Below are 25,651 nucleotides of genomic sequence, written 5' to 3'. Positions count from 1 at the left end.
AAGAGAATGAGCATGCGGATCGCCTTGTTGTCCTATCGCAGCAAGACCCACTGCGGAGGGCAGGGCGTTTACGTCCGGCATCTCAGTCACGGGCTGGTGGAGCTCGGCCACGATGTCGAGCTGTTCTCCGGCCCGCCGTACCCTGAGCTGCTGGATCCGCGTGTGCGGCTCACCAAAGTGCCCAGCCTCGACCTGTACCGCGAACCGGACCCCTTCCGCGTGCCCTGGCCAAGCGAGATCAAGAGCGGTATCGACCTGCTGGAACTCGCCACGATGTGGACGGCCGGGTTCCCGGAGCCGCGCACGTTCAGTCTGCGGGTCGCGAGGGTGCTTGCCGATCGGATCGGCGACTTCGACGTCGTCCACGACAACCAGAGTCTTGGGACCGGACTGCTGAAGATCGCGGCGAGCGGGCTCCCCGTGGTTGCCACAGTGCACCACCCGATCACCCGCGATCGCCTGGTCGATCTGGCTGCAGCGCGCTGGTGGCGAAAGCCGTTGGTGCACAGATGGTATGGCTTCTTGGAGATGCAGAAGCGGGTCGCGCGCGAGATCCCGGACTTGTTGACGGTCTCGCTGTCCTCGGCCGCTGACGTGGCCGACGACTTCGGGGTCTCGCACGATCAGCTCGACGTCGTCCCACTCGGGGTGAACACCGATCTGTTCAAGCCTTCTGATGAGCCGCGGGTGCCCGGCAGGATCATGGCGATCGCCAGTGCCGACATTCCGCTCAAGGGCGTCTCGACGCTGCTGCACGCCGTGGCACGTCTGCGCGTCGAGCGGGACATCGAACTCCGGTTGGTGGCCAAGGTAGAGACGAACGGCCCGACCCACAAACTCATTGCAGAACTGGGTATTTCGGACATTGTGCACATCGCCAGCGGATTGCCGGACGACGAACTCGCGGCGCTGTTCGCGTCGGCAGACGTCGCCTGTATCCCCTCGCTGTACGAAGGGTTCTCGCTGCCTGCGGTCGAAGCCATGGCCAGCGCAACGCCGGTGGTGGCGAGCCGAGTGGGGGCGCTGCCCGAGGTTCTTGGCTCCGACGGCTCCTGTGCGCAGCTCGTGAAAGCGGCTGATATCGGTGAATTGACCACTGCCCTTGCGGATCTGCTCGACTCTCCTGACAAGCGCCGCACGATGGGCGATGCCGGCAGACGGCGCGCGGTCGAGGTGTTCAGCTGGGAGTCGGTCGCCGCTCAGACGGTTCGGGTGTATGAGCGAGCGATCGCGAGGAGATCATGCTGACGGTGGATTTCGATCGGCTGCGCGTCGGTCCGGGCAGCAAGGTCGTCGACGTCGGATGCGGCGCTGGCCGGCACGCGTTTGAGGCATTCCGGCGCGGTGCCGACGTGGTGGCCTTCGATCAGGATGCGGCTGAGTTAGAAGGCGTACAGAAGATCTTCACCGCGATGAGTGAGTCCGGCGAGGTACCCCCCTCGGCGAGCGCGGAAGTTGTTGTGGGTGACGCTTTGGCGTTGCCGTATGACAACGAGACTTTCGACTGCGTCATCGCGTCGGAGATTCTCGAGCACATCCCCGAGGACGATACGGCCATCGCCGAGCTGATCCGGATCCTGAAGGTCGGCGGGACACTTGCCGTGACGGTTCCCCGCTGGCTTCCCGAACGGGTCTGCTGGTGGCTCTCGGACGAGTACCACAGCAACGAAGGCGGTCATGTCCGCGTCTACCGGGCCAGTGACTTGCGCAGCAAGATCCTCGGCGCTGGAATGTCTTTCACGCATACTCATCATGCGCATGCACTCCACTCGCCGTTTTGGTGGCTGAAATGCGCTGTCGGTGTATCGCGCCCAGACCATCCCGCGGTGTCGGCCTACCACAGGATGCTGGTGTGGGACCTGATGCAGCGGCCCCGGCTCACCCGGGTGGCCGAGTCGGTGCTTAATCCGTTGGTGGGCAAGAGTGTTGCGATGTATTTCGTCAAGTCCGAGGCCGCCCGCCGTAGCGCGAACGTCAGCGACGCTACTCGGGGAACCGCATGAGGTGGACCCATGATCTGCCGGCTGTTCCGGGAGTCTTGACGCAAGACCAGTGCAGGCAGACGGCGTTGTCGATTGCAGCAGCCCAGGAGTCGTCGGGCGCCATACCCTGGTTCACCGGCGGCCATACGGACCCGTGGGACCACGTGGAGTGCGCCATGGCGCTGACGACCGCGGGACTGCTGGGTCCGGCACGGGCAGCATTCGAGTGGTGCCGGCAGATGCAGCGCGGTGATGGTTCCTGGCCCATCCAACTGCGCTCGGGCGCTATCGAGGACGCCAACAGCGACACCAACTTCTGCGCGTACATCGCGACCGGGGTCTGGCATCACGTGCTCGTGACGGCAGACCGCGCCTTCGCGGCCGCGATGTGGCCAGTGGTCGCCGGGGCGATCGACTTCGTCTTGAACCTGCAGGTGGGGTATGGCGAAATTGCCTGGGCCAGAAGCGAGACCGGCCCGGAGCCTGAATCGCTACTGACCGGCTGCGCGAGCATATTCCACAGTTTGCGCTGCGCCGTGGCGCTCGCCGACTTCATGGACGATCCTCAGCCGGAGTGGGAAATCGCTCTCGGCCGGCTGGGGCATGCTCTCGTTGAGCATCCCGACGCGTTCGTCGAAAAAGACCGGTACTCGATGGACTGGTATTACCCAATCCTCGGCGGTGCGTTACGCGGGCCGATGGCCGTAGCGCGGATTACTCGACGCTGGAACGACTTCGTGGTGGACGGCTTGGGCATCCGATGTGTCGACGACCGGCCGTGGGTGACGGGCGCCGAGACATGCGAGTTGGTGATGGCGCTCGACGCGATGGGTCAGCGTCGCGCCGCGAGGCAGCAGTTCGCTGCCATGCACCACCTCCGCGAAGACGACGGATCGTACTGGACGGGACTGGTTTTCGCTGACGGCAAACGGTGGCCGGAAGAACGCACCACGTGGACTGGCGCAGCGATGATCCTGGCCGCAGACGCTCTCTCGGCCGCCACTCCTGCGAGCGGACTGTTCCGTGGGCATGACTTGCCGTCGGGGTTGCCGGCCGAATTCGACTGTGAGTGTGCGGCCTGACGCTGGGCGTATCTCCGCGAAACAGAAACCTGGGTCGTGGATTCGCCGGAATCACGACCCTGGTTTCTATCTCGGCGGAATGGGGTGGCCCACCTCGCCCGTCATGCGTTCGAGCACGCGCAGTGAGCCGGTGACGGAGACCTCCTGGAACTGCCCGGAATCGATTGCACGGCGGTAAATCCGGTACGGCGCCTGCCCGCCGTCGCGCGGATCGGGAAACACATCGTGAATGACCAGCGCCGCACCGATCTCCACCCACTTCGCCCAGCTGTCGAAGTCGGCCTGCGCGGCGGCGTCGCTGTGCCCACCGTCGATGAATGCCAGCTGCAGGGGCGTCCGCCAGCCACGGGCGACCGTCGTCGACTTCCCGACGACGGCCACGACGTGGTCGTCGAGGTCAGCCGAATCGAGGGTGCGGCGCAGTGTCGGCAGCGTGTCGAACAGTCCCGTCTGGCCATCGACCATCGACGTGTCGTGGTACTCCCAGCCCTCTTGATGCTCTTCGGAGCCGTGGTGATGGTCGATGGTGAACAACACGCTGGCGCGCTGCTGTGCCGCCGCGCCGAGCAGTAGCGTCGATTTGCCGCAGTAGGTGCCGATTTCAACCGCGACGCCGCCGTCGAGATAGCGGACCGCCGCGTCATACAGCGCGCTGCCCTCATCGGCCGGCATGAATCCGGTGGCGCGCTCGGACAACGCGAACAGCCTCCGTACCGCCTCGGGCGCTCCGGGTCTCGTCATGCCTCGAACCTAACGGGTGCGGTCGATTGCCCATGCTTCGGGTGTGTAGTACTGTCTGGACACGTGTCTGACTCGGTGTCCTTGGAGTCGACCCGACGCCGCCTCACGGCCAAGCAGGCCGACACCATCCAGCGCCTGAGTAACGCCGCGCTCGCAGTTCTATCGCGAGAAGGCTTCGGCGGCTTGACAATTCGATTAGTGGCCGCAGAGGCGGGCATCGGCGCTGCGACGGCGTATACGTATTTTTCGTCCAAGGAGCACCTTGTCGCCGAGGTGTTCTGGCGCAGGCTCGCGTCGTCGCCCGCGCCGGCGAGCCAGCAGTCCTCGACTGAGCGCGTGATCGGCGTACTACGTCACATCGCGCTGCTCGTCGCCGACGAACCCGAGTTCGCGGGCGCGGTGACCAACGCCCTGATGGGCCGGGATCCCGACGTCGAGCATCTACGCGACAGGATTGCGCGGGAGATACGGGGCAGGCTGGTCGACGCGGTGGGCGCCGACGCGGACGCTGCGCTGATCGAGGCTCTCGAGCTGCTCTACACGGGGGCGCTCGTCCACGCAGGCATGGGCTATGTCAGCTACTCGGAGATCGCGGACCGCCTTGACAGGTCCGCACGGATGCTGTTGAGCGCCTAGGCCTTCTCGATCGTCATCGCGTCCATATTCCAGTAGCCGCGCAGGTTGGTCAGCAATCCGGCGTCGTTGACGCGATATGTGAAGACGCCACGCACCCTGCTGCTGAAGCCGTCAAACTTGTTCTGTAGCACCAAGATATGCGCGATCTCGTTCGGCGAACTCGACGGGAAGGTTTCCTCGCAGGTGATCGTCGCCTCGCTGATCGCGATGGTGCGGTCGAAGAACGCGCCGACGGCCTCCTTCCCCCTGATGCCGTTGCCGTCGGGATTGGTGACGGACTCGCCGATCGGGTCCTCGACCAGCACGTCGTCGGCCATCAGTGCCAGCCAGCCTTCGCGGTCACCGGCTTGCACACACCGCCAGGAGGCGTGAGAGGCAGCCAACGCGGGCGATTGCTGAATTGTCTGCTCCGACATGGCAATCCCTCTCAGCGGTCGTCGTCGGTGTAGCGGATCACACCGCGGATGTTGCGGCCCTCCAACATGTCCTTGTAACCGTCGTTGATCTGCTCCAGCTTGTATTGGCGGGTGATCATGTCGTCGAGGTTCAGCTTGCCCGCCTTGTACATGGACAGCAGCTGAGGGATGTCGAAGTGCGGGTTGCCTCCGCCGAAGATGGTGCCCTGCAGGTTTTTCTGCATGAGCGTGAGCATCGCGAGGTTCAGCGTCACGTTGGTGTCGAGCAGGCTGCCGATGGCGGTGAGGACCGTCGTGCCGCCCTTCGATGTGAGGTTGAGGTAGGTGTCGATGTCGGCGCCCTGCAGCTCTCCGACGGTGACGATGACCTTCTTGGCCATCAGTCCCCAGGTGACTTCGGCGATGCCGGCAAAGGCCGACTCGAGGTCTGGATACGCATGTGTGGCACCGAACTTCAGCGCGGCGTCGCGCTTCCACTCGACGGGCTCGATGACGAAGATATGGCGCGCACCGGCGCTCACCGCACCTTGGAGAGCGGACATGCCGACGCCCCCGACGCCGACGACGGCGACGTCGTCACCGGGGCGAATGTCGCCGGTGCGAACGGCTGAGCCGTAGCCGGTGGTCACACCGCAACCGACGAGGCATGCCACCTCGAACGGAATCGACGGGTCGATCTTCACCACCGAGCTCTTGTGCACGACCATGTACGGCGAGAACGTGCCGAGCAGGGTCATCGGGAACACCGGTTGCCCGTTGGCGTGGATGCGGTGCGTCCCGTCCGAAACGGCCAGGCCGTTGAGTAGCCCGGCGCCGAGATCGCAGAGGTTACGCATTCCGGCCTGGCATGACGGACAGTTGCCGCATGACGGGATGAAGGACAGCACCACGTGGTCGCCAGGAGCGATGTCCTCGACGCCGGGCCCGACCTCGGTGACGATGCCCGCGCCCTCGTGTCCGCCGAGGACCGGGAACCCGGCCATCGGGATGCCGCCGGTGACCAGGTGGTGGTCGGAATGGCACATCCCCGACGCTTCCATCTGGATCTTGACCTCGTCCTTGACGGGGTCGCCGATCTCGATCTCCTCGATCGCCCACGGCTGGTTGAACTCCCAGATGAGAGCACCTTTGGTCTTCATCTTCGCCTGCTTTCGGTTGACGCCTTTCAAGACACACTAGTAAGTGAGATCACAGACCAACCAAGCGGGTGCTTGGTTGGTTGATCCGTGTCACCAGATCGGCGCCGGTGCCTGCCCGAGTGGGTAGTAACCCGGCAGCTTCTCGCCGGCCATCGACCGCTCGATGCGCTTCTGCATCCCCGGGCTGAGGTCGCCGGTCTCGATCAGCTTGCCGAACATGTACGCGACGTGACCGAAGTCGAAGAAGTCGCGCTGCCATTCGATGAGCAGGTCGGCATTGAGCCGGAACCAGCTTCCGCCGATCCCGTAGATCTCGTCGTGGCTGCCGTCGGTCTTGTTGACGATCTGCTTCCAGAAGCCGACGATCTCGCCCTGCTTCTCGTCGACCAGTACCTTCTGGTACTCGTAGACCCAGTTCTCCAGGCCTTCCATCTCCAAGCCCAGCGCTACATCGCGAATCTCGTCCTTGCCGACGCACATCACGTCTTCCTTGGGCCCGATGTTCCAGCCGTACGTCGCGTCATCGGTGTAGAAGTCGGCCAGAGGCCGCCAGTCGCCTGCCTCCTCACAGTCTTTATTGGCCTTGAGCCAGCGGGCCACCCACTCGTCGAGCTGTTCGCGTGACGCCATTGTCAGTCTTCCTCTCTTCTCCCCCGGGTCGCTTCGCTCCTGCCCCCTGGGGTCTCCTTAAGAAACAGTGCTTGTGTTGGGCACATTTCGACCGCGCGCTCAACCTCGTCGCGGGCATCGTCCGGCGGCTCGGCGTCGACGATCTCGACCTTGCCGCGTTTGGGCACGTGGAAGTAGTCGGGCGCCTCGAGCACGCACATGGCATGCCCCTGACACAGGTCCAGATCCACTTCGATCCGAAAACCCATACCTCACAACCCCTTACGACGTGCGCTTGCGGTAGCGGACCAAGGCGGGCTTCTCCAGCTGCACGACCATCTTCGTATGGTCGTTGCGGTAGCTGTCAGCCGGTTGAGCCATTTCGAACTCGTACTCACGCAACAACACCGAGAAGATCGCCTTGATCTGCATCGTGGCGAACGCGGCGCCGACGCAACGGTGTCGTCCGGCGCCGAACGGAATCCAGGTCCACCGGTTGACGACGTCGGCCTGTTCGGGTTTGTTGTACCGGTCGGGATTGAACGCGTTGGGGTCGGGGAAGTCTTCCGCTATCCGGTTCGAGATGGCGGGGGAGGCCGCGACGAAGTCGCCATCGTGAATTGGGAATCCCTCGACTTCGAACTCACCCTTGGCCACTCGCATCAGGATGATCAGCGGCGGGTGCAGGCGCAGGGTTTCCTTGACCACGTTGTCCAGCTTCGGAATCTGGCGCAGCGCATGGAAACTCACTTCCTGGCCATCGGCGTAGAGCTCGTCGAGCTCCTCCCGCACTTCGGCGTACACCTCGGAGTGTCGGATCAGCTCGATGAGTGTCCACGCCGACGTGCCGGAGCTCGTGTGGTGCCCGGCGAACATCAGCGAGATGAACATGCCCGTCACCTCGTCGGCGGAGAACCGCGGATTGCCGTCCTCGTCCTTGATCGAGACAAGCACGTCGAGCATGTCGCGGTCGCTCTTGTCCTTCGGCGGGTTGGCCAGCCGATGATTCATGATCTCCTGAACCAGCGCAACGAGTTTAACGCGGGCCTCATCGCGGCGCCGGAAGCTTTCGATCGGCAGGTACGCGTCGACGTAGCACAGCGGGTCGGTGCCGCGTTCCAGCTCGTGGTAGTACTCGGCGAACCGGTGGTCGAGTTGCTCGCGGAACTTCAGCCCGATCAGGCACGCCGTCGACGTGTATATGGTCAGCTCGGAGAAGAAGTCGAGCAGTTCGATCTCGCCTTCGTCGCCCCAGTCGGCGATCATCTTCTTGACTTCGCCCTCGATGGTGGCGGCGTGGCCCTTCATTTGCTCGCCCCGCAGCGCCGAGTTGTGCAACATCTCCTTGCGGCGCTCGGGACTGGCATCGAAGACGACACCCTTGCCGAAGATCGGCGTCATGAACGGATAGGCCTCGGCCTGGTCGAGATCCTCATCGGCAGAACGGAAGAAGAACTCGTTGGCTTCCGAGCCCGACAGAAAGATCACGTGCTTGCCCGCCAGCTGGAACCAGCCGACGTCGCCGCACTCGTCCCGGACGCGCTGCATCAGGCCGATCGGGTCAGTGCGGAACTCCTCGAGATGTCCGTGTTCTTCCTCGCCTCCGGAGACGCGGGGCACGATCGCGGTTGTCATTGGTTCGGCATCCCTTCTTCGCCCAAGGCAAGTTTCTGGCGGTCTTTCTTGTCGGCCAACGGCGCCTCGGGCTGAAGCTCCATGTTGGCGACGAAGCCGCCGCGCGGCGTCTCCGCGACGAACGCAATGGCCCGCGCGAGGTCGGCGGCCCGCAGGAAGTAGTCGTGGCGAGCCTGACCCCACTTGGCCCAATCCTCGAGAGCAGGCCCGATTTTCTCGGCAGGCAGGCTCCAGCCCATGTTGGTCTTGGTAGGCCCGGGATGCACGATCGAGGCGCGCACGCCGGTGCCTTCGAGCTCCATCTGCAAGTTGGTCACCATCGCGACGAGCGCGGCCTTGGCTGCGCCGTAGGCCCCCATGTGCGGTCGCTGTCGTAGCGCGACGTCCGAGCCAACGAAGATCAAATCGCCGCGCTGGCGTTCGAGCATGCCCGGCAGGAGCGCGGTTGCCAACCGGTTAGCGCCGACGAGGTGGATCTGCAGTTGCGACTCGAACTCGTCGGTGGTGATCTCGGCCAGCTTGCCGAAGTACGTGTCGCCGGCCCCGGCAACCAGCACCTCGATCTCGCCGAGGGCATCGACCGACTGCGCGACAAAGGATTTCACCGAGTTCGGATCGGTGACGTCGAGATGGAACCCGACGGCTTCGCCGCCGTCGGCCTGGATCTTGCCGACGATCTCGGTGATCTTCTCCACGCGGCGGGCGCCGAGCGCTACGGGGAAGCCGCGCGCCGCGAGCTCGATGGCGGTGGCCTCGCCGATACCTGACGACGCACCGGCGACGATCGCGGGCCTGCGATCGGGAAGGGGTTCGAACCTGGGCATCAGCGAGTCTCCACGGTGATGGGCAGATGGGCGAAGCCGCGAACGCTACTGGAGTGGACGCGAACGGAATTCGCCTCGTCCACCTCGTAGCCGCGAACCCGTTTGAACAGCTCCGTCAGCGCCACCTGCGCTTCCAGCCTGGCCAAATGCGCACCAAGGCAGAAGTGCGCGCCGCTACCGAAACTGACCAGCTTCGAACCGATCTCGCGGTCGATGCGGTAGTCGTCGGGGTTGTCGAACACGCGGTCGTCGCGGTTGGCGGACCCCGGCAAGAGGAGCAGCACGTCGCCCTCAGGAATCAGCGTGTCGTACAGCGTCATATCCGCGGACACGGCGCGGGCAAGAATCTGGCTTGACGTGTCGTAGCGCAGCGTCTCTTCGATCCACGGCTTCACCAGCGAGTGGTCGTCGAACACCGGCGCAAGTTGGTCCGGGTTCTTGAATCCCCAATATGCCGCATTGGCAAGCAGTTTGGTGGTGGTCTCGTTGCCTGCGACGACCATCAGGAAAAGGAACGCGATGATCTCTTCGTCGGTCAGCCGGTCGCCGTCGATCTCGGCCTCGACAAGTGCCGACGTCAGGTCGTCGGTGACGTTCTCTCGCCGCTGGTTGACCATGTCGGCGTAGTAGACCATCAAATCGGCAGAGGCCTGCATCGCCTCGGCGGGCACATCCCTGACGCCGTCGTCGCGGTGCATCACGCCGTCGGCGAGTGCGCGGATGCGGACACGGTCTGATTCGGGCACGCCAATCAGTTCGGAGATGACGTCCATGGGTAGCTTGCCCGCGAAGTCGTCGACAAAATCGAAAACGACGGGAGAAGGACCAGCCTGAAGCGCCGCGTCGAGGTGTTGCACCGCGATCTGGGTGACCCGCGGCTCGAGTTCGCGAATTCGCCTGGGTGTAAAGCCCTTTGACACCAGGGTGCGCAGCCGGAGGTGGCCGGGATCGTCGAGGGCGAGGAAGGACATCACACGGTGCGCTTCGTCATTACGCGAGATGGGGTCGAGCGAGACGCCATGCCTGTTGGACAGGGTCGTGCTGTTGCGGAATCCCTGCACGACGTCCGCGTGCCGCGACAATGCCCAGAATTTCTGCTCATCGTTGCGGTACAGCGGCGCCTCGTCGCGCAGCCGCTTGTAGTACGGGTACGGGTCCTCATGGAAGTCGTAGTCGTACGGGTCGAGCACCACACTCGCAGCCGTGGTCACCAGTCCGCACCCCCCATCACGAGCGCGATGACACTGTCCAATTGATCCGCCATTTGGTAGTACGACAGCGTTTTTGTGCCTGCCCGCACCAGCGCGCCGTAGAAGATCATCTCCAGCGTCGTGAGTACTTCCGGCCATGCTCCCGGACCGAGCGACGATGCGATCCGGCGGCGCACCTCCATGCCGATCTTGTCGCGCACATGACGCACTTCGGGCTCGTCGCCCATCAGCGCGGTGGTGGTGGCGGCGGCCAGCTCGGGTTCGTCGGCCACCAGCAGCGCGAGCTCGCGCAGCTGCGCGGTGACCCGCTCCTGGGTGGTCTGGTTGACGTCGGTGAACAGTGGCACGTCGCGAACGAGGCGCAGGTATACCTCGGCGACCAACGCGTTCTTCGACGAGAAGTAGGTGTACGCGGTCGCCGGGGCGACGCCGGCGCGGGCTGCAACCGTGCGCATCGTCAGATCCGAGTACGTCGTCTCGCGCAAGAGCTCAACCGCGGCGTCGAGGATCTTTTGGATCGTTTCTTCCTGGCGGCGGTTGCGGCGGCGTTCGCCCAGATCGGTGACAGCGGGAACGGCTTCGCTGGACATGTGTCCAAGATATCCTACCGCTACCGCGCGACACAACCCTGTCACCACAAAATGCCTTTTGAACTGGAAATACAGCGGCGGGAATGGCTCCTGCGGGTGCCGCTACCTTGCTATTCACGCGGTCGCGAACTAGTCTCCGTGAGTAGCACAAGCAGACACTTGTCCAGGAGAGTGTTCATGACGACCTCGGCGTCGACGAAGGTGACGGAACTGCTGATCGACGGCGAGCTCGTCGGCGCCAGCGGAGGCACGTTCACCACGATCAACCCCGCCACGGAGGAAGCGCTCGGTGAGGCGGCTGACGCGAGCCTCGACGACCTGGACCGTGCGATCGGCGCTGCCCGCTCGGCGTTCGACGAATCCGATTGGTCGCGCGACACGGCGTTCCGCGTGCACTGCCTGCGGCAGTTGCGCGACGCGCTGAACGACGAGATCGAAACACTGCGGGAGATCACGGTCGCCGAGGTGGGTGCGCCTGTGCAGCTGACGCAGGCTGCGCAACTTCAAGGGCCGGTCGACGACCTGGCGTTCCCGGCTGGTCTGGCCGAGACGTACGACTGGACCGTCGACCTCGGCGTTGCCTCGCCGATGGGTATCAAGACCAAACGCACCATCGTGCGGGAGCCGTTCGGAGTCGTCGGCGCGATCACGCCCTGGAATTTTCCGCACCAGATCAACTTCGCGAAGCTGGGACCCGCGCTTGCCGCAGGCAACACCGTCGTTTTGAAGCCGGCGCCCGATACCCCGTGGTGCGCAGCGGAGGTTGGCCGGATCATCGCCGAGAAGACCGACATCCCGGCCGGAGTGGTCAACATCGTGACGTCGAGCGATCACCGCGTGGGCGCCCAATTGGCAGAAGACCCCCGGGTCGATCTGGTGTCGTTCACCGGATCAACCGCCACAGGCAAGGCGGTGATGGCCGCCGCATCGCAAACCCTCAAGTGTGTGTTCCTCGAATTAGGTGGCAAATCGGCGTTTTTGGTGCTCGACGACGCCGACCTCGGCGGTGCCTGCGCGATGGCGGCATTCACGGTCGCCATGCATGCCGGACAGGGCTGCGCGATCACCACCCGGCTCGTCGTGCCGCGCGACCGCTACGACGAGGCGGTCGCAGCCACCGCCGGTGTCATGTCGGGCCTGAAGGCCGGCGACCCCACCAACCCGAAAACCATCTGCGGGCCGTTGATTTCCTCGAGACAACGCGACCGCGTGCAGGGCTATCTGGACCTCGCTGTGCAGGAGGGTGGGTCGTTCGCGTGCGGCGGCGGCAGACCCGCGGACAGGCCGACGGGCTTCTTCATCGAGCCCACGGTGATCACCGGGCTGACCAATGATGCTCGCGTGGCCCGAGAGGAGATCTTCGGGCCCGTACTCGTCGTACTACCGCACGATGGCGACGCCGACGCCATCCGGATTGCCAACGATTCTCCGTACGGCTTGTCCGGCACGGTGTTCGGTAAGGATCCGGAGCGGATCAATCAGGTGGTGTCGCAGTTCAGGACCGGCACCATCAACGTCAACGGCGGCGTGTGGTATTCGGCTGACGTGCCCTTCGGCGGGTTCAAGCAGTCCGGTATCGGCCGCGAGATGGGTGTGGCCGGCTTCGAGGAGTACCTGGAAACCAAGGTGATCGCGGAGGCGATCTAACGCCGAGATCAGACTTATTGCACGGAATCTGACGAGACGCGTGCATCAAGCCTGATCTCGGGAGGAGAGGAAAGCAGTGGGGCAGTTCGACAACAAGGTCGCGATCGTCACAGGGTCCGGCGGCGGCATCGGCCAGGCATACGCCGAAGCGTTGGCCCGTGAAGGTGCCGCGGTGGTGGTGGCCGACATCAACGCCGAAGGCGGCGAGCGGGTGGCCAAACAGATCGTCGCCGACGGCGGCACCGCGATCCATGTTCCGGTGGACGTCTCTGACCCGGACTCGGCGAAGGTCATGGCCGATCGGACGCTGGCCGAGCTCGGCGGCATCGACTACCTGGTCAACAACGCCGCGATCTACGGCGGCATGAAACTGGATTTCCTGCTGACCGTCGATCCCGAGTACTATCGAAAGTTCATGAGCGTCAACCTCAATGGCGCGCTATGGTGCACCCGCGCGGTGTACAAGAAGATGGCCAAGCGTGGCGGCGGAGCAATCGTCAACCAGTCGTCGACCGCGGCATGGTTGTATGCCAACTTCTACGGCCTGGCCAAGGTCGGAATCAACGGTCTCACGCAGCAGCTCTCACGCGAGCTAGGCGGCCAGAACATTCGGATCAACGCGATCGCGCCAGGGCCGATCGACACCGAGGCCACCAGAACCACCACGCCGCAGGAGATGGTCGCCGACATCGTGAAGAGCATTCCGTTGAGCCGCATGGGAACTCCGGACGATCTGGTGGGCATGTGCCTGTTTCTTCTGTCCGATCAAGCAAAGTGGATCACCGGGCAGATCTTCAATGTCGATGGCGGCCAGATCATCCGGTCGTAGAGAGAAGGCAGACGTGACAGCTCCCGAAAACGTGAAGGTGGGCTACATCGGTCTCGGCAACCAGGGGAAGCCGATGGCTCGGCGCCTCACCGAATGGCCTGGTGGTCTTGTAGTTTTCGACGTTCGGCCCGAGGTGATGACGAGCTTCGCCGACCGCGGCGTCGAATGTGCATCGACCGTGGCAGAGGTGGCCGCCGCAGACGTCATCAGCGTGACGGTCCTCAACGACCAGCAGGTACGAGACGTCGTCGGAGAGCTTGCCGCGCACGCCAAGCCGGGCACCGTCGTCGCCATCCACTCCACAATTGAGCCGACCACCGCCGCCGAACTCGCTGAACAGCTTGCGCTACAGGGTATCCACGTCGTCGACGCGCCGGTCAGCGGCAGTGCAGGTGCCGCGAAGAAGGGTGAGCTCGCGGTCATGGTCGGAGCCGACGACGAGGCCTTCGAGAAGGTGAAACCCGTCTTCGAACAGTGGGCGGCGTTGATCGTGCGCGCTGGAGCGCCTGGGGATGGGACGCGAATGAAGTTGGCGCGCAACATGTTGACGTACATCGGTTTTGCGGCCGCCTGCGAGGCGTCGAAACTTGCCGAAGCTGCGGGGATCAATCTGCAGGACCTGGGCAAAGTGGTCCGCCACAGCGACAAGCTGACCGGCGGTCCGGGGTCAATCATGTTCCGCGACGATATGCAGCCGCTGGCGCCCGACCACTTCCTCCACGACCCGTTCGTGCACGCACTTGGCCTTGCCGAAAAGGATCTCAGCCTGGCGCTCAGTCTCGGAGAGACCACCGGCGTAGACCTGCCGCTTGCCGAAGTGGCACTGAAGAATCTCGCCGCGGGTCTCGGCATACCGCATTCTGCCCAAAGCACAAAGGAGTGACGACCATGGACGAATTGCGTCGCAAGGGCTTAGAAAAGATGAACGAGGTCTACGGCTGGGAGATGCCGGACATGCCCGGCGAATACTTCGCGCTGACGGTCGATCACCTCTTTGGCTCGATCTGGACGCGGCCAGGGCTGTCGATGCGTGACAGACGGATGATGCTCATCGGCGTGCTGGCGGCCCAGGGCATCGAGGAGTTGCTGGAGGTTCAGGGCAACGCGATCCTTCACAACGGGGAAATGACGCGAGAGGAACTGCGCGAGATCGCAATCTTCGTCACCCACTACGTCGGGTTCCCGTTGGGCTCGAAGGTCGACGGTGCGTTCAAACGCGTGGTCGCCAAACGGAAAAAGGCGGAAGAGAAAGGCGCGGCCAGAGATAGCAAGGACAACGTCAACGATGCTGTCCAAATGCATGTGGGCAGGAACATTCATGACAAGTAGATTCGCCGGACTCACCCGCGAACAGCTCGCGAAGCTCGTGCCGGAGCTGCTGCTGATCGGGCAGTTGATCGATCGGTCGGGACATGGCTGGCTTATCCGGCCTTTCGGCCGCGAGGGGATGCTGCAGATCGCCATCGAGCAATGGGCCGGGTGCAGTCCGGTCTACACCAAGCGCATGCAGAAGGCGCTGAAGTTCGAGGGCGACGACGTCATCACGATCTTCAAGGGCCTGCAGCTCGACATCGGTGCACCGCCGCAGTTCATGGACTTTCGGTACACGGTGCATGACCGTTGGCACGGCGAATTCCACCTCGACTTCTGTGGCGCACTGATGGATGTCGAGCCGATGGGCGAGGACTGGGTCCGTGGCATGTGCCACGACATCGAGGATCCGACGTTCGACGCCACCGCGGTCGCCACCAACCCGAAGGCCCAGGTGCGACCGATCCACCGGCCGCCGCGGGTACCCGCCGACCAGCATCCGCACTGCCGGTGGACCGTCATCATCGATGAGTCGTATCCGCCTGTGAGTGGCACCCCAGCACTGGACGTTCTCCGTCAGACACGTGCCGCCACGATAGAACTGGATCCGATCGACACGGACGACGAAGGCGAAGCGGACTACTCAGGTCCACTGTTGTCGGACTTTGACTTCGCAGCTTTCTCGCATTCGGCGCTGGTTCGTATCGCCGACGAGGTGTGCCTGCAGATGCACCTGCTGAACCTTTCGTTCGGTATCGCTGTTCGGGCGCGGGCGGAAAACGAAGAGCAGGCCCAAAAGCTCTGCACCAAGCAGCTGATCGGGATCGCAGGGGTCGCCGCCGAACGCATCCATCGGGCGCTGGCGCTCCCGGACAGCATCGAGGGCGCGGTTCGCGTGCTGGAGTTGCATCCGCTGTTCAATCCGGCCGCCTACGTGAGCGCCGAGTTCGGTTCTGACACCGTGCATGTCCGGCCGTCAGCTGCCCACGACGACGGCACCTGGATTGCTTTGTGCTCGCCGTCCGAACGCCGTCCGCTGCAGGCCGCCGTAGCGGCCATCAACCCTCATCTGGATGTCGACGTCTCGGGCACCGACACCGACTGGACTGCGTACATCGTCTACCGTGACACCGCGGCTGAGGAGTTCCGGGAGGTCGCAGTGACCAAAGTCAGCCGTGGGGCATCCTTCGACTTCGAGCCCAGGCGTTCTCTGCCACTGACCGTGGTCTAGGCACATGCTGATTTGGTGGGTCTGGGCGCACGGGACGGATCGTGGTGCGCGAGCCGCAACGAAAGTGACGTTATGGCGACCGTCACCGGCGTGTCATCTACCTAACGTTAATGTCGGCGCGGCGCGGCGCGGCGCACGACGCGAGGGGAGAGGCCGCTAGCGCGTCAGGGGACCGCGACCGCGTGCGGCATCGCGTTGTCGAGATGTGTCAATTCACCGGAAAGCCCTGCGGCTTGGCGAAGTTCGCGGAAATCCTCGATCATCGCATCGGTGACCTCGTGCGGGTCGTCGACGGTGGCGCCGTCGGTGAGCACCGAAATACTCAGCTGGTCGGCGTAACTCCATACGGTGATGTTCAGCCCGCTACCGAGGATCAGCGGACCGACAGAGTAGATCTCTCGGACGACGGCGCCCGCCACCGTGCCGCGTTCACGCGGACCTGCGACATTCGACACGGCGAAATTGAGCATCTTCGTTTGCTTTTCACTCAGCGCCATCCGCTGGGACATCGCGGATATAGGTCCGGGCGGGAAGTAAGCCGACCAACGCCCGAACAACTCAGGACCGAGAAGCTGGTGGAGTTCTTTCGCGTCCACCGCGGCGGCGTGAATCTTGCGCGCGCGCTCTACGGGGTCTGCGATGTGGGCGGGTACAGCCACCGCGATCGTCGTGAACTTGTTGCCCCAGATGCGATTCGGATCCTGGTCGATGCTGATCGGCACCTGCACGATCAACGGTTCATCGGCGTGTCCGTCGTGTTTCAACAGAAGTTTGCGCACCGCGCCTGTGGCGATCGTCAGCACCACGTCGTTGATCGTGACGTCGAGTTGCTTTCGGACTTGCTTGATGTCGTCGAGCGCGAGCGTGGCAGTGGCGAACCGACGTTCCGGCGTCAGGGTGTGGTTCAAGAATGTCGGCGGCGCGTCGAACGGCCGGGTCATCGTTGACATCTTGCGGTCGGTGCGGCGGAACCTGCCGATCCCTTGAGCGGTGTACCGGATCGTTGCGGGTATCCGCCCGATCTGCCGGAAGTGGTCCCGCATCGCGGCGCCCATCAGCTCGGATCGCGAAGGATCCGGATCGGTTTCGTACGAGTCCTGGTCGTCGGGCCTGTCTTCTAAGTCCATGGCGCGGGCGATGAGATTTCCCGACGCCACACCGTCGGCGAGCGCGTGGTGCACCTTGTTGATCACTGCGACGTTTCCGTCCGCCAAACCGTCGACGAAATACATCACCCACAGCGGCTTGCTTCGGTCCAGCGGCGTGCTGGCTATCTCACCGACGGCTTCGTCGAACTCCCGGCGACCGCCAGGGGCCCGAAGCGTAAGCGGACGGACGTGGTAGTCGAGATCGACGTTGACGTGCTCCCGCCACATCGGGTGGTGAAACTTGAACGGAATGTCGACCAACTGGAAGCGCATCGGATCGAGCTTGTGCAGGCGGTGGTGCAGGATTTCGCGGAAGGCCTCGATCGTGGGTTTGCCGTCGAATCCGCTGACGTCGATGATTCCGGCCTTGATCGTGTGCATGTGCACGTTGGGGGTCTCGCTGTAGAGCAGCATTGCGTCCCACCCGCTCAGTCGCTTCATGCCGAACCCCCTTCTTGCGTGCCTGCGATCCCTATATACCGCCATCGGCGCACACCGCGGGCCGGTTCGGCCAACGCGAGCAGGGTTACTTACCCACCGGTACCGCGGCCAGCGCCGGAGCGACCCATCGCCGCAGATAACGCCGGAGTTTCGCTTTCGGCCGAGGCGGCCGGCCCGGGTCGATCACAAAGGACTGGATGATTCGCAGGAGGTGCTCGGCGAGCTCGTCGAGGTCGTCGTCGCTGTATCCGATGTCCGCCCAGTCCACGTCGAAGCGGCTGAGCATGGTCCGCGCGAACCGCAGCGCGACGTCGGAGGTGACGTCCGCTGTGAAAGCGCCGGCGCGGTGCGGCCCAAGCAGGAGCTGTACGTGCTTGTCGCTGGGCAGCCATTCCAGCGTCATGGCGATTCCCTCCACCGCGGCCTCCGCCGGATCCGTGACACCCGCGAGATGGGCGGCCAGCCGGTCGAGATAGCTGTTGGCCGCGTCGACTGCGGCGGCTTGCCACAATGCATCGGTGCTCGGGAAGTAGCGGTAGACCGTCTGCCGCGTCACACCGAGCGTCCTGGCGACATCGGCGATGCTGATGTCGGCGCCGTGCTCGTCCATCGCGCGACTGGCCGCGGCGAGGATGCGCGAAACGGCTTCTTCGTCCGAAGCCGGCGCCGAACCGCTCCAGCCATGGGTCCGCATCAGACGGCGCTCGCCGTTGGCGGATACACACAGCGATAATATTGGGGCGTTGCCGGATTCGGGACTGGAGGACACATGAGTGTGGCGCAACGGTACGTCGATGCCGTCAACAGTGCCGATGGTGATGCGTTGTTGGCGCTTTTCGCCGAGGACGCCACGTTGACGCACCCCGTGGGCACTGACACCGGGCACACCGAGATCGCGGATTTCCACACCGATGTGATCTTCGAGGGACAAGTGCGGATGACCATCGTGCGCAGCATCGAACAGGGCAACATCGAGGTCGCCCAGCTGGAAGGAACCAGCCCGCTCAGCGAAGACACCGTCGTTCACACGGCAGATATCTTCACCCTCAACGAAGATGGTCTCGTGCAGGAGCTCGACATCTACTACCGCTAGCTGCCGTAGGAGACCTGCAAGTCCTTGACGCCGTTGATCCATCCGGACCGCAATCGGGTGGGCTCTGAGAGTTTGGCGATGTCGGGGATCAGATCGGCGATCTCGTTGAAGATGAGCCTGATCTCCATCCGGGCGAGGTTGGCGCCGATGCAGAAGTGCGCGCCGTTGCCGCCAAAGGCCAAGTGCGGGTTTGGATCTCGAAGAATGTTGAACTCGAACGGGCGGTCAAAGACGCCTTCGTCGAAGTTCGCCGAACTGTAGAACAGGCCTGCGCGCTGCCCCTTGGCGACGGTGACCCCGCCGATCTCGTTGTCGTCCAGTGCCGTTCGCTGGAAGCAGTGCACCGGTGTGGCCCACCGGATGATTTCGTCGACGGCGGTGTCAGGACGTTCGCGTTTGAACACTTCCCACTGGCCGGGGTTGTCGAAGAACGCGTTCATCCCGTGCGTCATCGCGTTGCGCGTGGTCTCGTTGCCTGCGACGGCAAGCAGGATCACGAAGAACGCGAACTCGACGTCGCCGAGCGCGTCGCCGTCGACGTCGGCCTCGATCAGCCGGGTGACGATGTCGTCTGCCGGGCAACGCCTGCGATCCTCGGCCATCGCGTGGGCGTAACCCATCAGCTCGACGTGGGCGGCCATGGGATCGTCGTCGAAGTCTGGGTCGTCGGTGTTCATGATCGCGTTGGTCCAGTGATAGAGCCGGTCACGGTCGGCTTCTGGAACGCCGATGAGGTCGGCGATTGCCTGCAGAGGGAGCCGCATGGCGATGTCGTCGACGAAGTTACCGGTGTCCTTTTCGGCGGCCGATCGGACGATCTCGTGGGCCGACTCCGCGAGCTTCGCCTCGAGTGTGGCGACCGCGCGTGGCGTGAACAGTCTCGAGATGAGCTTGCGCAACCGCGTGTGTTCCGGTGCGTCATGGTTGATCAGTAGCGCTTTGGTGACGTCCAGCTGTTCGGCTGTTGTCGCGTCGGGCAACCGCATCACCACGCCCTTCGCGTTCGTGGACCACTTCTCGTTGTCCCTGGAGATGGCCCTGATGTCCTCGTGCCTGCTGATCACCCAGTAGCCGCCGTCGTCGAACACCGTGGCGCCCGGCGGTTGTTGATTCCACCAGACGGGCGCCGTCTTGCGCAGTTCCGCGAACTCGGCGACCGGCATCCCCTTCACCAGTACGTCAGGGTCGGTGAAGTCGAAATCCTGGCCGAAGGGACAGACGGTGCGGGCTGCCGTCATCGCAAACCTCCTCGTATGCGTTCCCCAAAGACCATACACTGAATCATCGAGTGTATGCCCGCAGAAAGCCGCTACCCTCGCGCGAGCAGCGCAGAATCGCATTACCAGGCGTCGATTCGTGCGATTCTGTGTCTGTTCGCGGTAGAAACGATTTGTGCGCGTCCTGGTGATCGGCTCCGGTGCCCGTGAACATGCGTTGCTCGAGACCCTGCGGCGAGATCCCGAGGTAGACGGCCTGATCGTCGCACCTGGCAACGCCGGCACGGCGTCGGTAGCCGAACAGCACCCCGTGGACATCACCTCCGGCGAGGCCGTCGCCGCGCTCGCCGCCAGCACGTCCGCCGACCTCGTGGTCATCGGGCCCGAGGTGCCGTTGGTGCTCGGTGTCGCCGACGCGGTGCGCGCGGCCGGGATCGCCTGCTTTGGGCCGTCGGCGGCCGCCGCCAGGATCGAGGGCTCGAAGGCGTTCGCCAAAGACGTGATGTCAGGTGTCGGCGTGCGGACGGCGCGCGGCGAAATCGTGGACAACCCGGCGCATCTCGACGCTGCCCTGGACCGGTTCGGTCCCGAGCACACCGCCGATAAGGCATGGGTGGTCAAGGACGACGGCCTCGCGGCGGGCAAGGGCGTGGTGGTGACCGAGGACCGCGCGGTGGCCCGCGCGCACGCGGCGGGACTGCTCGACGCCGGTCATCCGGTGTTGCTCGAGTCCTTCCTGGACGGTCCCGAGGTGTCGCTGCTGTGCATCGTCGACGGCGAGACCGTGGTGCCGCTGTTGCCCGCGCAGGACTTCAAGCGCGTGGGTGACAACGACACTGGGCCGAACACCGGGGGCATGGGCGCGTATACCCCGCTGCCGTGGCTGCCCGACGCGCTCACGCAAGAGATCGTCTCTGGCGTCATCACACCGGTGGCGCAGGAGCTGGTCCGCCGCGGCTGCCCGTTCAGCGGTGTCCTCTACGCGGGGTTGGCCATCACGTCGGCCGGGCCCGCGGTGGTCGAGTTCAACTGCCGCTTCGGCGATCCGGAGACCCAGGCCGTACTCGCGCTGCTGGACAGCCCGTTCGGGCAGTTGCTCGCGGCGGCCGCGAAGGGCTCCCTCGCCGAGCATCACGCGCTGCGCTGGCGCCCCGGCGCAGCGGTCACAGTGGTTCTGGCTGCCGAGAACTATCCCGGGCGCCCGCGGGTAGGGGACGTGGTCGGCGGCGCCGACGTCGGCGGAGTGCTGCACGCGGCGACCGGCCGCCGTGAGGACGGTGCGCTCGTGTCGACGGGCGGGCGTGTGCTCTCGGTGGTGGGCACCGGCGCCGACCTGACCGCCGCGCGAGCCGCCGCGTACGAGATCATCGGGTCAATCCGGTTGCCCGGCGGCCACTTTCGCACTGACATCGGGCTCGCGGCCGCAGAGGGCCGGATCACGGTCTAGGCGACGAGCAGCGGGGCCATCCAGTCCAGCTCCGCCGGAAGCTGCGCACTCCAGAACCCGCCGTCGTGACCACCGGGCGAGAAACCGCCTGCAGGCGGCGAGGGCAATTGCGCGACGAACTTCTTCGTCGCGTCGTAGAAGGGGTCACTGTTGCCGCAGTCGACCCGAATCGGAATGGACGCCAGAGCCGGGAGCCCGAACACCGTGTTGGCCGCCCACTCGTCGGTGCTGTCGAACGCCCCGGGCGCCGTCGCGCCGTACGACATCCACAGCGCGGGACTGACCGCGCAGATCGCCGCGGTACGGCCGGGGCCGAGCCGGGCGCCGAGTAGAAGTGCGCCGTACCCGCCCATCGACCAACCCAGAAACCCCACACGGGAGGTGTCCAGACCTTGATCGCCCATCAGGGGTATCAGCTCGGTGAGCACCATCGAGCCGGCATCGTCACCGGACGCGCGCTTGTGCCAGTACGCGCCGCCGCCGTCGACGCTGACGACTGCGAACGGCGGTAGGCCGGCATCGGCCATTTGGGCCAGACCCTGCTCGACCCCGCCTGCCATCACGCTCGCCGCGTCTCCGCCCTTGCCGTGCAGCGCGATCATTGGGCGCAGCGGCTTGGTCTGCCCGGGCGGGCGCGCGATCGCCCAGTTGGTGGATATCCCGCCGCGGGCCGCGGAGACGAACGAGCCGGTGACCATCGTCGGCGCGGCAGAAGCAGGAGCTGGCTGCAGCGGTGTCGGCGGTCCCAGAGGGGGCGGCGCCAACGGTGCACCCGCGCTCGTCATCGTCACGTGCGCCGGAGACAGCGGCGAGTCGAGCATTGCGCCGAAGGCGTAGGCGCCTGCAGCACCGGCCGCGGTGCCGACGCCGAGACGCAACAGCGCGCGGCGGCTGAGCTGTGGCATGCGGGCCATCATGCCATCGGCGCCAGATGCTGACTTCCCGCGTCAATTTAATGTGCGAAAGACCAGTACAAGGGACACGCGACTGGCAGCATCAGTAGCCGTGACAGCCGCGGTCACGCCAAAGGGCGAGCGCAGGCGGAGCGCCCTCGTGAGCGCGGCCGCCGAACTGTTGCGCGAGGGCGGTTTCGACGCGGTGCGGCACCGTGCGGTGGCACGACGCGCCGGATTGCCGCTGGCGTCGACCACCTATTACTTCTCGTCGCTCGACGATCTTGTGATCAACGCCGTCGAGTACACCGGGACGCAAGAAGCAGCTCAGTTACGGGCGCGGCTGGATCGCCTGTCGCGGCGTCGTCGCGGAGTCGAATCGACTGCGGAGGTGCTCGTCGAGCTGCTGCTCGGCGACTCCCCTGGTCCTCAGCTCAGCGAGCAATTGATCTCGCGCTACGAGCGGTACATCGCGTGCGTGCGCCAGCCCTGGCTGCGCGATGTCCAGCGGCGGCTGCGCGAGGAACGGACCGCGGCCGTCGTGGAAGCGCTGTCGCGGTCGGGGCGGATGGTGCCGCTCGACCGGCGGGCCGCGTTGATGTTCGCGTTCGACGGCGCTGTCGTGGCGGCCCTCGTCGACGACGGAGGTGATGTCGCCGCAAGAGCGAAGGCGGCCCTGATCGACGTCGTGGATGTGCTTGCGCCGCTGCATTAGTCGAGTTGCAGCGCGCGGCTCAACACCTGCGAGAGTGGAGTTAATGCACGCGATTCGCGAAAAAGCGTGTATCAACTCTTCTCTCGGCGCACTCCGGCCTCAGCTCGTGCGGCTGCGCCGCCTGGGTGTGAGGCCTGGCGGGAGTGTGGGAGTGACGATGTAGCCTGTCGCAGACTCGCCATAGACGGTGCAGTCACTGGGTCGACTATCGAAATACATTGCGACATAAGCGCATAAGACGGCGTCGACGGGATCTTCGGCCCGTCGCAGCTCAACTGGACGAGTTGCGGCGGCGACTGCATTCCGAAGGTCGTCCCATGCGGGCACCCCGGCGACACGGAGGGCAGGGGTCGCGCTTGCCAATCCCTCGATAAGCGTCATCAATCGCAGGAGCTCCGGGCGTCGTTCTCCGACACCGCCTCTCTTGTACTTGACGATTCTGTCGAGGCCGAACAGCGCAACGCTCGCCGAATGCGGATACACCTCGATCGCCCGCCGCCGACCCGTCGAGGGATGGTTCATGTCCAAGCCCATGCGCTCTGCCAACCGTGCCGCCCGCGAACCCTGGGCGAACGCAGCGAGCCCGGTATTCGCTGGATACGCGCCGGCGTCGAAGGGGCCGAAGTCGGCGGACAACTCGCGCTCGGCGTGACGGCGCCCGGTTGCGTTGATCACGATCAGCGGCGCGTCGATTCCAACTACACACCCATCGCGCACATACGGACGGACGGCCGCGTCGATGTCGTCGTCTGCGAGTGCCGCGCCAACGCGAACCAGGCTGCCTGCGCCGTCGACCACGGCGATGCCAGACGGATTCCTCCCTCCCCACGCCAGGTCGACACCGACGAAGTACACGTCCTCAATCTTGCGGCAGCGCGCCCGTAAGCTGTGTGTTTGTGACGATCCCGAACGTGTTGGCCGCGCGCTACGCCAGCGATGAGATGGTGGCCATCTGGTCACCGGAGGCCAAGATCGTCGCCGAACGACGGCTGTGGCTCGCGGTGCTGCGCGCCCAGATCGAGCTCGGGGCCGACATCGGGGCGGTGACGGCTTCCGCTCTCGCGGACTACGAAAATGCCTTGGGGACCGTCGATTTGGCATCGATCGCCGCGCGCGAGAGGGTGCTGCGGCATGACGTGAAGGCGCGCATCGAGGAGTTCAACGCGCTGGCCGGCCACGAAGATGTGCACAAGGGGATGACGAGCCGGGATCTCACCGAGAACGTCGAGCAACTGCAGATCCGCCGCTCACTTGAGCTTGTGCACGCCCACGGGGTGGCTGTGGTCGCGCGGCTGGCCGAGCGCGCAGCGCAGTACCGCGACCTGGTGATGGCTGGGCGCAGCCACAATGTCGCCGCGCAGGCGACCACCCTCGGCAAACGGTTCGCGTCGGCCGCCGAGGAGATGCTCGTGGCACTCACGAGGGTGCGCGAGCTCATCGCCCGCTACCCGCTCCGTGGGATCAAGGGGCCGATGGGCACGGGCCAGGACATGCTGGATCTGTTCGGCGGCGACGGCCTCAAGCTCGCCGAACTCGAGCGCAGGGTCGCCGCGTTCCTCGGCTTCGAGGCCGCACTGACCAGCGTCGGCCAGATCTACCCGCGCTCGCTTGACCACGACGTCACCTCCGCGCTGGTCCAGCTCGGGGCGGGCCCGTCGTCGCTGGCCCACACGATCCGGCTGATGGCCGGCCACGAGCTGGTCACCGAAGGTTTCGCATCCGGCCAGGTCGGCTCGTCGGCGATGCCGCACAAGATGAACACCCGCAGCTGCGAACGGGTCAACGGGCTGCAGGTCGTGCTTCGCGGGTACGCGTCGATGGCTGCCGAGCTGGCGGGCGCGCAATGGAACGAGGGGGACGTGTTCTGCTCGGTGGTGCGGCGAGTGGCGCTGCCCGATGCGTTCTTCGCGATCGACGGGCAGATCGAAACCTTCTTGACGGTGCTCGAGGAATTTGGCGCCTACCCCGCGGTGATCGAACGCGAGCTCAACCGCTATCTCCCCTTCCTTGCCACCACCCGGATCCTCATCGCCGCGGTGCGGGCTGGCATGGGTCGCGAGTCCGCCCACGAGGTAATCAAGGAACACGCCGTCGCTGTGGCGTTGGCGATGCGAGAACGTGGAGCCGAACCCGACCTTCTGGATCGGCTTGCGGGCGACCCGCGTCTGCCGCTGGGGCGCGCGCAGCTCGACGACGCATTGGCAGACCGCGGCGTGTTCATCGGCGCGGCCGCAGATCAGGTCGACGCGGTGGTGGCCAAGGTCGACGAGTTGGCCAGCCGCTACCCCGAGGCCGCGAAGTATTCCCCGGGCGCAATCCTGTAACGCGTGGTTGTCCGGCTCCTCGACATCCAACCGGCCCCGGACGCGTTCGCGGCGGTGATGGCCACAGGCATCGTGTCGGTGGCCGCTGAAGACCATCACGTCCGCTGGCTGAGCGTTTCGCTCGCGGTGGTGGGCACGCTCGCCTTCGTGGTCATATCGCTCATCATTGCGGTGAGAACCGTTGTGCTGAAGCGGTTTCCGTTCGACATGCAGAATCCAGACGTACTTGTCAGGTTGTTCACGTTCGTCGCCGCCTGTGCCGTGCTCGGAGCGCGACTTGAAGCGCACCATGCCGAGATCTGGACTTTCGCGGTGCTTGCATGGCTGGCGTGGCTAGTGCTGGCGCCTATGGCCGTGCGCACTATGTGGCGATACCGGTGGACCGGTCTGCGCGACCGTGCGCACGGCGTGTGGGAGCTGACGAGCATCGCCCCATCGGGGCTGGCGATCCTCACGGCTCAGTTGGTCCTCCTCACGCGCAGCCGAGCGC

General features: G+C 64.9%; 28 protein-coding genes. 14 read left to right on the top strand and 14 right to left on the bottom strand.

All coding sequences use genetic code 11. The features are described from left to right. Positions 1 to 12: 12 nt before the first annotated feature. Genes manT through mmpH form a run of 3 tightly spaced genes read left to right on the top strand, consistent with a single transcriptional unit; the run spans position 13 to position 3,064 of the window. A complete protein-coding gene (manT, locus tag QOH60_RS04705; RefSeq protein WP_526417619.1) occupies positions 13 to 1,248 on the top strand; it encodes an MMP alpha-(1->4)-mannosyltransferase in 1,236 nt (411 codons plus the stop codon). Then, positions 1,242 to 2,003, top strand: a complete 762-nt coding sequence (locus QOH60_RS04700) for a class I SAM-dependent methyltransferase (protein WP_526417617.1) — start codon at positions 1,242 to 1,244, stop codon at positions 2,001 to 2,003. The genes manT and QOH60_RS04700 overlap by 7 nt, the downstream gene beginning before the upstream one ends. Beyond that, on the top strand, positions 2,000 to 3,064 hold the full coding sequence (gene mmpH / locus QOH60_RS04695; protein WP_526417615.1) for an MMP endo-(1,4)-3-O-methyl-alpha-D-mannosidase: 1,065 nt from the start codon (positions 2,000 to 2,002) through the stop codon (positions 3,062 to 3,064). The genes QOH60_RS04700 and mmpH overlap by 4 nt, the downstream gene beginning before the upstream one ends. 66 nt (positions 3,065 to 3,130) lie before the next feature. On the opposite strand, the gene QOH60_RS04690 is transcribed toward mmpH, so the two are convergent. Next, the gene (locus QOH60_RS04690; protein ID WP_526417613.1) at positions 3,131 to 3,805 is read right to left on the bottom strand and encodes a class I SAM-dependent methyltransferase; all 675 of its coding nucleotides are present in this window, start codon (positions 3,803 to 3,805) and stop codon (positions 3,131 to 3,133) included. 63 nt (positions 3,806 to 3,868) lie between these two features. On the opposite strand from QOH60_RS04690, the gene QOH60_RS04685 reads away from it, so the two are divergent. Beyond that, positions 3,869 to 4,441 (top strand): TetR/AcrR family transcriptional regulator, encoded by a 573-nt coding sequence (locus tag QOH60_RS04685; protein WP_526417611.1) that lies wholly within the window; start codon positions 3,869 to 3,871, stop codon positions 4,439 to 4,441. Here QOH60_RS04685 and QOH60_RS04680 read toward each other — a convergent pair. The 8 genes from QOH60_RS04680 to QOH60_RS04645 all read right to left on the bottom strand — a co-directional run bounded on the left by QOH60_RS04680 (position 4,438) and on the right by QOH60_RS04645 (position 10,865). Beyond that, complete coding sequence (locus QOH60_RS04680) at positions 4,438 to 4,857, bottom strand: nuclear transport factor 2 family protein (protein WP_526417609.1); 420 nt, start codon at positions 4,855 to 4,857, stop codon at positions 4,438 to 4,440. The genes QOH60_RS04685 and QOH60_RS04680 overlap by 4 nt on opposite strands. 11 nt (positions 4,858 to 4,868) lie before the next feature. Continuing rightward, a complete protein-coding gene (locus tag QOH60_RS04675; RefSeq protein ID WP_526417607.1) occupies positions 4,869 to 5,996 on the bottom strand; it encodes an NDMA-dependent alcohol dehydrogenase in 1,128 nt (375 codons plus the stop codon). A gap of 90 nt (positions 5,997 to 6,086) precedes the next feature. Next, positions 6,087 to 6,626, bottom strand: a complete 540-nt coding sequence (locus QOH60_RS04670) for a nuclear transport factor 2 family protein (RefSeq protein ID WP_526417605.1) — start codon at positions 6,624 to 6,626, stop codon at positions 6,087 to 6,089. Between the two features lie 2 nt (positions 6,627 to 6,628). Then, complete coding sequence (locus QOH60_RS04665; protein ID WP_526417603.1) at positions 6,629 to 6,874, bottom strand: ferredoxin; 246 nt, start codon at positions 6,872 to 6,874, stop codon at positions 6,629 to 6,631. Between the two features lie 13 nt (positions 6,875 to 6,887). Continuing rightward, positions 6,888 to 8,240, bottom strand: coding sequence for a lanosterol 14-alpha demethylase (cyp51, locus tag QOH60_RS04660; protein WP_526417602.1), 1,353 nt, complete (start codon positions 8,238 to 8,240; stop codon positions 6,888 to 6,890). After that, entirely contained in the window at positions 8,237 to 9,064 is an 828-nt protein-coding gene (locus QOH60_RS04655) for an SDR family oxidoreductase (protein ID WP_526417600.1), read from the bottom strand. Before QOH60_RS04655 ends, cyp51 begins: the two co-directional genes overlap by 4 nt. Continuing rightward, positions 9,064 to 10,275 (bottom strand): cytochrome P450, encoded by a 1,212-nt coding sequence (locus QOH60_RS04650; protein WP_526417598.1) that lies wholly within the window; start codon positions 10,273 to 10,275, stop codon positions 9,064 to 9,066. Before QOH60_RS04650 ends, QOH60_RS04655 begins: the two co-directional genes overlap by 1 nt. Further along, the gene (locus tag QOH60_RS04645) at positions 10,272 to 10,865 is read right to left on the bottom strand and encodes a TetR/AcrR family transcriptional regulator (protein ID WP_526417596.1); all 594 of its coding nucleotides are present in this window, start codon (positions 10,863 to 10,865) and stop codon (positions 10,272 to 10,274) included. The genes QOH60_RS04650 and QOH60_RS04645 overlap by 4 nt, the downstream gene beginning before the upstream one ends. Before the next feature lie 177 nt (positions 10,866 to 11,042). Here QOH60_RS04645 and QOH60_RS04640 point away from each other — a divergent pair, with 177 nt between their 5' ends. The 5 genes from QOH60_RS04640 (at position 11,043) to QOH60_RS04620 (ending at position 15,883) form a co-directional block, all read left to right on the top strand. Continuing rightward, positions 11,043 to 12,512 carry an aldehyde dehydrogenase gene (locus QOH60_RS04640; RefSeq protein ID WP_526417594.1) on the top strand — a complete coding sequence of 490 codons (1,470 nt, stop codon included), beginning with the start codon at positions 11,043 to 11,045 and terminating at the stop codon, positions 12,510 to 12,512. Between the two features lie 76 nt (positions 12,513 to 12,588). Continuing rightward, positions 12,589 to 13,341 (top strand): SDR family oxidoreductase, encoded by a 753-nt coding sequence (locus QOH60_RS04635; RefSeq protein WP_526417592.1) that lies wholly within the window; start codon positions 12,589 to 12,591, stop codon positions 13,339 to 13,341. A 13-nt stretch (positions 13,342 to 13,354) separates the two neighbouring features. Further along, on the top strand, positions 13,355 to 14,224 hold the full coding sequence (locus tag QOH60_RS04630; RefSeq protein WP_526417590.1) for an NAD(P)-dependent oxidoreductase: 870 nt from the start codon (positions 13,355 to 13,357) through the stop codon (positions 14,222 to 14,224). 5 nt (positions 14,225 to 14,229) lie between these two features. Beyond that, positions 14,230 to 14,670 (top strand): carboxymuconolactone decarboxylase family protein, encoded by a 441-nt coding sequence (locus tag QOH60_RS04625; protein WP_526417589.1) that lies wholly within the window; start codon positions 14,230 to 14,232, stop codon positions 14,668 to 14,670. Continuing rightward, positions 14,660 to 15,883: a hypothetical protein gene (locus tag QOH60_RS04620; protein ID WP_526417587.1), complete on the top strand. Its 1,224-nt coding sequence runs from the start codon at positions 14,660 to 14,662 to the stop codon at positions 15,881 to 15,883. Before QOH60_RS04625 ends, QOH60_RS04620 begins: the two co-directional genes overlap by 11 nt. 164 nt (positions 15,884 to 16,047) lie before the next feature. Here the strand turns inward: QOH60_RS04620 and QOH60_RS04615 are convergent, their stop codons facing one another. Together QOH60_RS04615 and QOH60_RS04610 are read right to left on the bottom strand one after the other, a co-directional pair. Further along, positions 16,048 to 17,472: a WS/DGAT/MGAT family O-acyltransferase gene (locus tag QOH60_RS04615; protein WP_526417585.1), complete on the bottom strand. Its 1,425-nt coding sequence runs from the start codon at positions 17,470 to 17,472 to the stop codon at positions 16,048 to 16,050. Positions 17,473 to 17,557: 85 nt separating this feature from the next. Beyond that, a complete protein-coding gene (locus QOH60_RS04610) occupies positions 17,558 to 18,166 on the bottom strand; it encodes a TetR/AcrR family transcriptional regulator (RefSeq protein WP_526417584.1) in 609 nt (202 codons plus the stop codon). A gap of 75 nt (positions 18,167 to 18,241) precedes the next feature. On the opposite strand from QOH60_RS04610, the gene QOH60_RS04605 reads away from it, so the two are divergent. After that, a complete protein-coding gene (locus QOH60_RS04605; protein WP_526417582.1) occupies positions 18,242 to 18,565 on the top strand; it encodes a nuclear transport factor 2 family protein in 324 nt (107 codons plus the stop codon). On the opposite strand, the gene QOH60_RS04600 is transcribed toward QOH60_RS04605, so the two are convergent. Beyond that, positions 18,562 to 19,803, bottom strand: coding sequence for a cytochrome P450 (locus QOH60_RS04600; RefSeq protein ID WP_526417580.1), 1,242 nt, complete (start codon positions 19,801 to 19,803; stop codon positions 18,562 to 18,564). The two genes, QOH60_RS04605 and QOH60_RS04600, sit on opposite strands and share 4 nt — an antisense overlap. A gap of 154 nt (positions 19,804 to 19,957) precedes the next feature. Between QOH60_RS04600 and purD the strand changes: the two genes are divergently transcribed. Continuing rightward, positions 19,958 to 21,229 (top strand): phosphoribosylamine--glycine ligase, encoded by a 1,272-nt coding sequence (gene purD, locus QOH60_RS04595; protein ID WP_526417578.1) that lies wholly within the window; start codon positions 19,958 to 19,960, stop codon positions 21,227 to 21,229. Here purD and QOH60_RS04590 read toward each other — a convergent pair. Further along, positions 21,226 to 22,146, bottom strand: coding sequence for an alpha/beta hydrolase (locus QOH60_RS04590; RefSeq protein WP_526417576.1), 921 nt, complete (start codon positions 22,144 to 22,146; stop codon positions 21,226 to 21,228). The genes purD and QOH60_RS04590 overlap by 4 nt on opposite strands. A gap of 88 nt (positions 22,147 to 22,234) precedes the next feature. On the opposite strand from QOH60_RS04590, the gene QOH60_RS04585 reads away from it, so the two are divergent. Further along, on the top strand, positions 22,235 to 22,837 hold the full coding sequence (locus QOH60_RS04585; protein ID WP_526417574.1) for a TetR/AcrR family transcriptional regulator: 603 nt from the start codon (positions 22,235 to 22,237) through the stop codon (positions 22,835 to 22,837). Positions 22,838 to 22,936: 99 nt separating this feature from the next. Here the strand turns inward: QOH60_RS04585 and QOH60_RS04580 are convergent, their stop codons facing one another. Further along, complete coding sequence (locus tag QOH60_RS04580) at positions 22,937 to 23,692, bottom strand: DUF429 domain-containing protein (protein ID WP_526417572.1); 756 nt, start codon at positions 23,690 to 23,692, stop codon at positions 22,937 to 22,939. A 41-nt stretch (positions 23,693 to 23,733) separates the two neighbouring features. On the opposite strand from QOH60_RS04580, the gene purB reads away from it, so the two are divergent. Then, entirely contained in the window at positions 23,734 to 25,161 is a 1,428-nt protein-coding gene (purB, locus tag QOH60_RS04575) for an adenylosuccinate lyase (protein WP_526417570.1), read from the top strand. Positions 25,162 to 25,164: 3 nt separating this feature from the next. Next, on the top strand, positions 25,165 to 25,651 hold a 487-nt coding region (locus QOH60_RS04570; RefSeq protein WP_526417568.1), incomplete at its 3' end, for a TDT family transporter.

It is taken from the genome of Mycobacterium sp. (genome assembly GCF_032159765.1).
GTDB lineage: Bacteria > Actinomycetota > Actinomycetes > Mycobacteriales > Mycobacteriaceae > Mycobacterium.
The sequence above is the reverse complement of the archived record's forward strand: the minus strand, read 5'-3'. Positions and strand labels throughout refer to the sequence as shown.

Bases quoted from the DNA above. Each gene is read 5' to 3' on its own strand.
- manT (WP_526417619.1), top strand. From the start codon at position 13: ATGCGGATCGCCTTGTTGTCCTATCGCAGCAAGACCCACTGCGGAGGG.
- QOH60_RS04700 (WP_526417617.1), top strand. From the start codon at position 1,242: ATGCTGACGGTGGATTTCGATCGGCTGCGCGTCGGTCCGGGCAGCAAG.
- mmpH (WP_526417615.1), top strand. From the start codon at position 2,000: ATGAGGTGGACCCATGATCTGCCGGCTGTTCCGGGAGTCTTGACGCAA.
- QOH60_RS04690 (WP_526417613.1), bottom strand. From the start codon at position 3,805: ATGACGAGACCCGGAGCGCCCGAGGCGGTACGGAGGCTGTTCGCGTTG.
- QOH60_RS04680 (WP_526417609.1), bottom strand. From the start codon at position 4,857: ATGTCGGAGCAGACAATTCAGCAATCGCCCGCGTTGGCTGCCTCTCAC.
- QOH60_RS04675 (WP_526417607.1), bottom strand. From the start codon at position 5,996: ATGAAGACCAAAGGTGCTCTCATCTGGGAGTTCAACCAGCCGTGGGCG.
- QOH60_RS04670 (WP_526417605.1), bottom strand. From the start codon at position 6,626: ATGGCGTCACGCGAACAGCTCGACGAGTGGGTGGCCCGCTGGCTCAAG.
- QOH60_RS04665 (WP_526417603.1), bottom strand. From the start codon at position 6,874: ATGGGTTTTCGGATCGAAGTGGATCTGGACCTGTGTCAGGGGCATGCC.
- cyp51 (WP_526417602.1), bottom strand. From the start codon at position 8,240: ATGACAACCGCGATCGTGCCCCGCGTCTCCGGAGGCGAGGAAGAACAC.
- QOH60_RS04655 (WP_526417600.1), bottom strand. From the start codon at position 9,064: ATGCCCAGGTTCGAACCCCTTCCCGATCGCAGGCCCGCGATCGTCGCC.
- QOH60_RS04645 (WP_526417596.1), bottom strand. From the start codon at position 10,865: ATGTCCAGCGAAGCCGTTCCCGCTGTCACCGATCTGGGCGAACGCCGC.
- QOH60_RS04640 (WP_526417594.1), top strand. From the start codon at position 11,043: ATGACGACCTCGGCGTCGACGAAGGTGACGGAACTGCTGATCGACGGC.
- QOH60_RS04625 (WP_526417589.1), top strand. From the start codon at position 14,230: ATGGACGAATTGCGTCGCAAGGGCTTAGAAAAGATGAACGAGGTCTAC.
- QOH60_RS04620 (WP_526417587.1), top strand. From the start codon at position 14,660: ATGACAAGTAGATTCGCCGGACTCACCCGCGAACAGCTCGCGAAGCTC.
- QOH60_RS04615 (WP_526417585.1), bottom strand. From the start codon at position 17,472: ATGAAGCGACTGAGCGGGTGGGACGCAATGCTGCTCTACAGCGAGACC.
- QOH60_RS04610 (WP_526417584.1), bottom strand. From the start codon at position 18,166: ATGCGGACCCATGGCTGGAGCGGTTCGGCGCCGGCTTCGGACGAAGAA.
- QOH60_RS04605 (WP_526417582.1), top strand. From the start codon at position 18,242: ATGAGTGTGGCGCAACGGTACGTCGATGCCGTCAACAGTGCCGATGGT.
- QOH60_RS04600 (WP_526417580.1), bottom strand. From the start codon at position 19,803: ATGACGGCAGCCCGCACCGTCTGTCCCTTCGGCCAGGATTTCGACTTC.
- QOH60_RS04590 (WP_526417576.1), bottom strand. From the start codon at position 22,146: ATGATGGCCCGCATGCCACAGCTCAGCCGCCGCGCGCTGTTGCGTCTC.